At 74.8% G+C, this 8,036-nt stretch carries 7 protein-coding genes; 3 read left to right on the top strand and 4 right to left on the bottom strand.

Annotated elements, in window-relative coordinates; all coding sequences use genetic code 11:
- Together V7793_RS28790 and V7793_RS28795 are read right to left on the bottom strand one after the other, a co-directional pair.
- On the bottom strand, positions 1-783 hold a 783-nt coding region (locus V7793_RS28790), incomplete at its 3' end, for an inositol monophosphatase family protein (RefSeq protein ID WP_336011766.1).
- Between the two features lie 14 nt (positions 784-797).
- Positions 798-1,925 carry a ferrochelatase gene (locus tag V7793_RS28795; protein WP_336011769.1) on the bottom strand — a complete coding sequence of 376 codons (1,128 nt, stop codon included), beginning with the start codon at positions 1,923-1,925 and terminating at the stop codon, positions 798-800.
- 142 nt (positions 1,926-2,067) lie between these two features.
- Between V7793_RS28795 and V7793_RS28800 the strand changes: the two genes are divergently transcribed.
- Together V7793_RS28800 and V7793_RS28805 are read left to right on the top strand one after the other, a co-directional pair.
- On the top strand, positions 2,068-3,348 hold the full coding sequence (locus V7793_RS28800; RefSeq protein ID WP_336011771.1) for an MFS transporter: 1,281 nt from the start codon (positions 2,068-2,070) through the stop codon (positions 3,346-3,348).
- Entirely contained in the window at positions 3,299-4,654 is a 1,356-nt protein-coding gene (locus tag V7793_RS28805) for a D-arabinono-1,4-lactone oxidase (RefSeq protein WP_336011773.1), read from the top strand. Before V7793_RS28800 ends, V7793_RS28805 begins: the two co-directional genes overlap by 50 nt.
- 206 nt (positions 4,655-4,860) lie before the next feature.
- Here the strand turns inward: V7793_RS28805 and V7793_RS28810 are convergent, their stop codons facing one another.
- On the bottom strand, positions 4,861-5,952 hold the full coding sequence (locus V7793_RS28810; protein ID WP_336011776.1) for a hypothetical protein: 1,092 nt from the start codon (positions 5,950-5,952) through the stop codon (positions 4,861-4,863).
- A 347-nt stretch (positions 5,953-6,299) separates the two neighbouring features.
- On the opposite strand from V7793_RS28810, the gene sepH reads away from it, so the two are divergent.
- The gene (gene sepH / locus V7793_RS28815) at positions 6,300-7,382 is read left to right on the top strand and encodes a septation protein SepH (protein WP_336011779.1); all 1,083 of its coding nucleotides are present in this window, start codon (positions 6,300-6,302) and stop codon (positions 7,380-7,382) included.
- A gap of 367 nt (positions 7,383-7,749) precedes the next feature.
- Here the strand turns inward: sepH and V7793_RS28820 are convergent.
- Positions 7,750-8,036 (bottom strand): sulfurtransferase (locus V7793_RS28820; RefSeq protein WP_336011782.1); only part of this gene is annotated, 287 nt, incomplete at its 5' end.

Raw genomic sequence — 8,036 nt, forward strand, 5'->3', positions numbered from 1 at the left:
CAGCTCCTCCAGGCGCCCCTGCAGCGTCTCGAAGAGCACCGGCGGGGCCGCCACGGTCAGCTCCGGGGAGACGGGCTCGCCCGGGCGTCCGCCGGTCAGGGCCCCGGCCTCGCGGGCGATCAGCGCGCCCGCCGCGTAGTCCCAGGGGTTGAGCCCGCGCTCGTAGTAGCCGTCCAGCCGGCCGCAGGCCACGTCGCACAGGTCGATCGCCGCGGACCCGCCGCGCCGGATGTCGCGCACCTGCGGCAGCAGGGAGCGCAGGACCTCCGCCTGGGCGGCGCGGCGCGCGGTGAGGTAGCCGAAGCCGGTGCCGATCAGGGCCTGGTCGAGGCCGGGCGCGGGCCGGACGGACAGCCGCCGCTCGCCTTCGTAGGCGCCCTCGCCGAGCACGGCCCGGTAGGTCTCGCCGCGCATGGGCGCGGCCACGACGCCGACGACCGCCTCGCCGTCGAGCTCGGCCGCTATGGACACGGCCCAGGACGGCAGGCCGTAGAGGTAGTTCACGGTGCCGTCGATCGGGTCGATGACCCACCGCACGCCGCTGGTGCCCTCGCTGCTGGCGCCCTCCTCGCCCAGGAGGCCGTCCTCGGGGCGGCGCTCGGCGAGGAAGCCGGTGATCAGCTTCTCGGCGGCGATGTCCATCTCGGTGACGACGTCGATCGAGCTGGTCTTGGTCGCGGCGACCCCGAGGTCCGCCGGGCGCCCGTCGCGGAGCAGGGCCCCGGCGCGGTCGGCGGCCTCGAGGGCCACGGCCAGGAGTTCTGCCTTCAGGGTGTCGCTCACGGTGCTGGTGCTCCTTACGCGTACGGGCTGTCGGCTCCGGCGGCGGCCGGGCGCGGGGCCCGGGCCGGGCAGCAGCCGACGGGACAGAGGTCGTGCGAGGGGCCGAGGGCGCCCAGGGCGCACCGCTCGGGGCGCTCGCCGCGCTCGCTCGCGGCCCGTTCCAGGACCAGCTCGCGGACGGCGGCGGCGAAGCGGGGGTCGGCGCCGACGGTCGCCGCGCGGGCGACCGGCAGGCCGAGCTCCGCGGCCTTGGCGGCGGCCTCGGTGTCGAGGTCGTACTTGACCTCCATGTGGTCCGAGACGAAGCCGATGGGGACCATGACGACGGCGGGGACGCCGTCGCCGTGCGCGGCCTCCAGGTGGTCGCAGATGTCGGGCTCGAGCCAGGGGATGTGCGGGGCGCCGCTGCGGGACTGGTAGACGAGCCGCCAGGGGTGCTCGGTGCCGGTCTCCTCGCGCACCGCCTCCGCGACGGTGCGGGCGACGTCCAGGTGCTCGGCGACGTAGGCGCCGCCGTCGCCGTGGCCGTCCGCGGGGCCGGAGGTGTCCGCGGCGGCGGTGGGGATGGAGTGGGTGGTGAAGGCGAGGTGCGCGCCCTCGCGGACGCCCTCGGGCAGCTCGGCGAGGGCGGCCAGGACGGCGTCGGCCATGGGGCGGACGAAGCCGGGGTGGTTGAAGTAGTGCCGCAGCTTGTCGACGCGGGGCGGCGTGACGCCCTCGGCCTCCAGGGCCGCGAGCGCGTCGGCGAGGTTCTCGCGGTACTGCCGGCAGCCGGAGTACGAGGCGTAGGCGCTCGTGGCGAGGGTGAGCACACGGCGCCGGCCGTCGGCCGCGATCTCGCGCAGGGTGTCGGTCAGATACGGCGCCCAGTTGCGGTTGCCCCAGTAGACCGGGAGGTCGAGGCCGTGCTCGGCGAACTCCTTGCGCAGGGCGCCGAGCAGCGCACGATTCTGGTCATTGATCGGGCTGACGCCGCCGAAGAGGAAGTAGTGCTGCCCGACCTCTTTGAGGCGCTCGCGGGGGATGCCGCGCCCGCGCGTGACGTTCTCCAGGAAGGGAACGACGTCGTCCGGGCCCTCGGGGCCGCCGAAGGAGAGCAACAGCAGGGCGTCGTAGGGGGCGTGCGCTGGCTGATCCGACATGCGTCCGATCCTGCCACCCTGCACGGACTGCCGGGAAATGACGGTGCGCCGAACAAACGTACCCCAGTAAGCTGTATCGGCCAGCTACGTCCCTTACGGCACCCTCGTCCCGTCCCCCGTAACGACCTCCTAGGGAGCCGTCTTGCCCAGTCCATACCGCGAGATCTTCGCCGCTCCCGGCACCAAGGGGTTCGCGGCTGCCGGTCTCCTCGGCCGGATGCCGCTGTCGATGCTGAGCATCGGCATCGTCACGATGATCTCCCAGATCACCGGCCGCTACGGGCTCGCGGGCGCCGTCGCCGCGGCCGGGGCCGTCTCCGCCGCCGTCCTCGGCCCGCAGATATCCCGGCTGGTCGACCAGTACGGGCAGCGCCGGGTGCTGCGCCCGGCGACGCTGGTGGCCCTCGCCGCGGTCGCGGGGCTGCTGCTGAGCGCGCAGCAGCGCTGGCCGGACTGGACGCTGTTCGTCTTCGCCGCGTTCGGCGGCTGCGTGCCGAGCGTGGGATCCATGGTGCGGGCCCGCTGGGCGGCGATCTACGGGGGCAGCGGGCAGCTGCACACCGCCTACGCCTTCGAGTCCGTCCTGGACGAGGTGTGCTTCATCGTCGGCCCCATCCTGTCGATCGGGCTGTCCACCAGCTGGTTCCCCGAGGCCGGCCCGCTGCTGGCCGCCGGCTTCCTCGCGATCGGCGTCCTGTGGCTGACCGCCCAGCGCGCCACCGAGCCGGAGCCGCACCCGCGCGGGGAGCACAGGGGCCGCCACGCGCTGCGCTCCCCCGGTCTGCAGGTGCTGGTGGCGACCTTCGTCGCCACGGGCATGATCTTCGGTACGTGCGACGTGGTGACCGTCGCCTACGCCGAGGCCGAGGGCCACAAGAGCATGGCGAGCCTGGTGCTCGCGGCGTACGCGCTGGGCTCGTGCGTGGCGGGGATCGTTTTCGGACTCCTGCGGCTGAGCGGGGACATGGCCCGCCGCTGGCTCGTGGGCGTGTGTGCGATGGCCGTGAGTATGATCCCCCTCCAACTGGTCGGGGGCCTGCCGTTCCTGGCCGTGGCGCTCTTCGTCTCGGGGCTGTCGATCGCGCCGACCATGGTGACGACGATGGCCCTCGTCGAGCAGCACGTACCGCGCGCGCAGCTGACCGAGGGCATGACCTGGACGAGCACGGGTCTCGCGGTCGGCGTGGCGCTGGGGTCGTCGGCCGCCGGCTGGGTGGTGGACGTCCACGGCGCCGCCGCGGGGTACGCGGTGTCCGGCGTGGCGGGGGCGCTCGCGGCGGCGGTCGCGTTCCTGGGCTACCGCCGGCTCCGCACGCCGGCGCCGCAGCGGCCGGGGGGACCTGTGCCGCAGCCAAGGGGAGGGTCTGACGCACATGACGGAGACGACCGGAACGACGACCTCAGCAAGGGCATCGTCGCCTAGGGCGGCCGGGCCGGCCCGCTGGCGCAACTGGGCGGGCAACGTCACCGCGCACCCCATGCGGACGGTGGCCCCCGCCTCCGCGGCCGAGGTCGCGGAAGCGGTCGTACGGGCCGCGGCGGACGGCCTGCGGGTGAAGGCGGCCGGCACCGGCCACTCCTTCACCGCCGCTGCCGCCACCGACGGCCTGCTCATACGCCCGGAGCGGCTCGGGGGCCTGCACGCGATCGACCGCGCGGCGGGCACCGTGACCGTGGGGGCCGGCACCACGCTCCGGCACCTGAACGCGACGCTGTCCGCGCACGGCCTGTCGCTGGCCAACATGGGCGACATCATGGAACAGACCGTCTCGGGGGCGGTCAGCACCGGCACCCACGGCACGGGCCGCGACTCGGCCTCGCTCTCGGCCCAGGTCCGGGCCCTGGAGCTGGTCACCGCGGACGGCTCGGTGCTGACCTGCTCCGCGGACGAGAACCCGGAGGTCTTCGCCGGCGCCCGGCTGGGGCTGGGCGCGCTGGGCGTGATCACCGCCGTCACCTTCGCGGTGGAGCCGGAGTTCCTGCTCCGGGCGCGCGAGGAGCCGATGCCCCTCGACCGGGTCACCGGCGAGTTCGAGCAGCTGGTCGCCGAGAACGAGCACTTCGAGTTCTACTGGTTCCCGCACACCGGCAACTGCGTCACCAAGCGCAACAACCGCAGCGCCGGTCCCGCGGACCCGCCCGGCCGGGTCGCCGCCTGGTTCGAGGACGAGCTGCTGTCGAACGGCCTCTTCGGCGCCCTGTGCGCCGTGGGCCGCGCCGTGCCCGCCGCCGTTCCCGGCATGGCACAGCTCGCCGGCCGCGCGCTGTCGGCCCGCACCTACACGGACGTGCCGTACCGCGTCTTCACCAGCCCCCGCCGGGTCCGCTTCCTGGAGATGGAGTACGCGCTGCCGCGGGAGGCCGCGATACCGGCGCTGCGCGCGCTGCGGGCCGCGATCGAGCGCTCGCGGCTGCGCGTGGCCTTCCCCGTCGAGGTCCGCACGGCTCCGGCCGACGACATACCGCTGTCCACGGCCCACGCCCGGGACACCGCCTACCTCGCCGTGCACATGTACCGGGGCGCCCCTTACCGCGCCTACTTCCGGGCCGCCGAGCAGATCATGACGGCGCACGGCGGGCGGCCGCACTGGGGGAAGCTCCACAGCCGCGACGCCGGGCACCTCGCGGCGGCCTATCCGCGCTTCGCCGCCTTCACCGCGCTGCGGGACCGGCTGGACCCGCAGCGCGTGTTCGGCAACGACTACCTGCGGCGCGTGCTGGGCGACTGAGCCGACGGGGCACCGGCGCGCCCCGTAAGGGGCGCGGGGAACTGCGCGACCGGCCACAACCGACCGGCAGCCGGACAACGCGCCCATGGAACGCCCCGGCACACCACGGGGACCCTCACCGCCACGCCCCGCCCGAAAAGGGGCGCGGGGAACTGCGCGACCGGCCACAACCAGCCGGCAGCCGGCCCACGACGCAGGGGGCCGCCCTAGGAGACAGCCGTGCCCGCCGCAGGCGTACCCGCGCCGGCGGCCGCGTTCTGCCCCTCCGCCGGCGGCTTGGGGGTCGTCCCCCCACCCGTGCCGCCCTGGCCGGTCGTGCTGCCTCCGGTGCCGCCGCCCTTGCCGTCGTCCCCGCCCGTGCCGCCGCCCTGGGAGGTCGAGGGGTCGGGCGTCGGGTCCGGCTTGGTGCTGGGCGTCGGGCCTCCGGAGGACGGCGGCGTCGACGGGTCCGGCGACTGCTTGCCCGTGTCGCCGCCCTGCCGGGAGGCGTCCGGGCCGGGCGAGGGGCCGGAGTCGCCTCCGGTGCCGCGCTCCTCGCCGCTGTCGTGCGAACGCTCCGGGCCGGGGGACCGCTCGGGCGCCGGGTCCTGCTTCTTCTGCGACTTCCCGCCGTCGAGGATCTGGCTGACCGTGGTCCCCTTACCACCGTCCGCGCTCGACCCCTTGACCAGCTCGACCGCGGTGACGGTGCCCATCGCGAGGACGAAGACCGCGCCGGCGGCGATGAGCGGGCCCTTCCAGCCGCGCACCCGGGTGCCGTGCGTCGTGGCCGGGGTGTACGTGTCGGTGTAGGCAAAGGAGTGTTCATCGGCGCGCGCTCCAGGATGCGCGCCCGCGTATGCGCCTCCGGGCTCCGGCGACTGCGACGCCGTGTGCAACAGCCGCGTCGCCTCGTCGCCGGCCGCCGGGAGCATCTGCGTGGCGTCGGCCCGGGGCAGCATCCGGGTCGCGTCGTCCTGCGCGGCGCGCCGTGCGGGGTCCTGCGCCGCGGCCGCGGCGCGGCTGACGGCCCGGCCCGCGTCCTGCACGGGCACCTGGCGCAGTTTCGGCTTCGCCGCCTGCGTGGTCGCCTCGCGGAGCTGTTCGCCGGTCCGCTTGAACAAGTGCTGGAAGACCGTGCCGCCCGACGTGGCCACGACACTGACGACGCCGGCGCCGATGACCGTGCCGTACACCCCGAGCTTGCCCGCGAGCAGTGCGGCGATCACCGCCGCGAGGGCGCTGCCGGCGACCTGCGCGAGGCTCAGCTCCAGACGCTTGCTCTTCTGTTTTGCCTCGCTTTCGCCTTTGTCGTCCATCTCCTGCCTCTGTGTAGCTTTGGGTCCGTCTTGCAGGTAGAAGAGACATTCGAGCGTAACGAACAGTTCCGATTCCGGCGATTCTGTGAACCTCGACACCCGTACGACTGCCTTCGCGCGCGATAGGTACGATCAACTCCCTTCTCCCGCGTGAACTTCGATGGCGCGCCATTCCACCCCCAGTGGCCCGAATGGAGTACTGTGACGAGCCCTGGCCCCGGTGTCCCGTCCGGCTGCCTGGACCCAACGGGCGGGGCCCCACCGGCTCTCACCCCCGTCAACTCGGCAATGTTGTGGCAGGCTGCACCCGGGCAGGCCACACTCGACTAGCGGAAGCAGCGACGCACGTGACGTCGGCAGGCACCACCCGGGAGGTCCCCATGCCCGAACTGCGTGTCGTGGCCGTCTCCAACGACGGCACACGGCTGGTGCTCAAGGCTGCGGACAGCACGGAGTACACCCTTCCCATCGACGAACGGCTGCGCGCCGCCGTGCGCAACGACCGTGCTCGTCTGGGGCAGATCGAGATCGAGGTGGAGAGCCATCTCCGCCCCCGCGACATCCAGGCGCGCATACGTGCGGGAGCCTCCGCGGAGGAAGTGGCGCAGCTCGCGGGCATCCCCGTCGAGCGGGTGCGCCGGTTCGAGGGCCCGGTCCTGGCCGAGCGCGCGTTCATGGCCGAGCGCGCCCGCAAGACGGCGGTGCGCCGCCCCGGCGAGAACACCGGCCCGCTCCTCGGCGAGGCCGTGGCCGAGCGGCTCATACTGCGCGGGGCCGAGAAGGACACCGCGCAGTGGGACTCCTGGCGCCGGGACGACGGCACGTGGGAGGTCCTGCTCGTCTACCGGGCGGCAGGTGAGCCCCGTGCGGCGAGCTGGTCGTACGACCCGCCCAGGCGGATCGTTCAAGCGATGGACGACGAGGCCCGCGCGCTCATCGGCGAGGCCGACGACACGCCCGAGCCGAGCTTCCCCTTCGTGCCCCGGATCGCCCGTCTGCCGCGCGACAGGCCCCTCGACCGGTCGCTGGACCGGCAGCAGGGCGCGTCCTCCGGCCCGTCCTCGTCCGAGGCGGACGCCGCGCCCTCCGAGGAACCGCCCGCCAAGGAGCGGGATTCGCTGACGAGCCTGCTCGAAGCGGTCCCCAGCTTCCGCGGCGACATGGTCGTCCCCGAAACGCCCTCGGCCGCACCGGCGAGTGACGAGCCGTCCGACGAGCCGGAGGCGGTCGAGCCCCCGGCGCCGGCCGCGAGCGCGGGCGCCGCGTACGCGGACGTCCTCATGCCGCGGTCCGTGGCCGGCCACCGCGACCGGCTGGTCGGCACGACGGACCGTCAGGCCGAGGCCGACGGGGTCCGGCCCGGCCGCCGGGCGGCGGTCCCCAGCTGGGACGAGATCGTCTTCGGCACCCGCCGCAAGAAACAGGAGTAACCGCTACGCCAGTGACCATCCGTCAGTCCCCCGGCTCCGGCCGGGGGCGGCGACGGCAGCGCGCACCGGGCAGCCCCCGGTCCGGCGACCGGGCGGCGGACGACCCGCCGGGACGCCCGTGGAGGGCGGGCCCGATGGGAGCACGCGGTCATCTGCGCCCGCCGCCGCGGCGCCCGGCCACGACGATGCTCTGCGGCGATGCCGTCCCACCCCGGACAGGATCCCTCCACCCCGTATGCGGCCGGCCCGGCACCGCCGGGCCTGCCTGCCCCGGGGGGCGACCCGCTCGGCAGGCCGGTCCGCGGCCCGCTCCACAGGCCGGCCGGTGAGCCGCCCGCAGGGCCGCCCCGCAGACCTGTCTGCGATCTCAGCCCGGCTGCGGGCCCGTGGCCACCGGGCGCGAGGGGTCCGAGGACCACTCGCTCCACGAACCCACGTACAGGGCCGCCGGGACGCCCGCGACAGCCAGCGCGAGGAGCTGGTGCGCGGCGGAGACGCCGGAGCCGCAGTAGACGCCCACCTCGGCGCCGTCCACCGCGCCCAGGGCGCCGAAGCGGGCGGCCAGTTCGGCCGCGGGCCGCAGCCGCCCGTCCGCCGCCACGTTCTCCGTCGTCGGCGCCGAGACCGCGCCCGGGATGTGCCCGGCCACCGCGT

Source organism: Streptomyces sp. KLMMK (assembly GCF_036961605.1).
GTDB lineage: Bacteria > Actinomycetota > Actinomycetes > Streptomycetales > Streptomycetaceae > Streptomyces > Streptomyces telluris.

Excerpts from the sequence above, each read along its gene's own strand:
- V7793_RS28795 (WP_336011769.1), bottom strand. The coding sequence starts at position 1,925 with ATGTCGGATCAGCCAGCGCACGCCCCCTACGACGCCCTGCTGTTGCTC.
- V7793_RS28805 (WP_336011773.1), top strand. The coding sequence starts at position 3,299 with ATGACGGAGACGACCGGAACGACGACCTCAGCAAGGGCATCGTCGCCT.
- V7793_RS28810 (WP_336011776.1), bottom strand. The coding sequence starts at position 5,952 with ATGGACGACAAAGGCGAAAGCGAGGCAAAACAGAAGAGCAAGCGTCTG.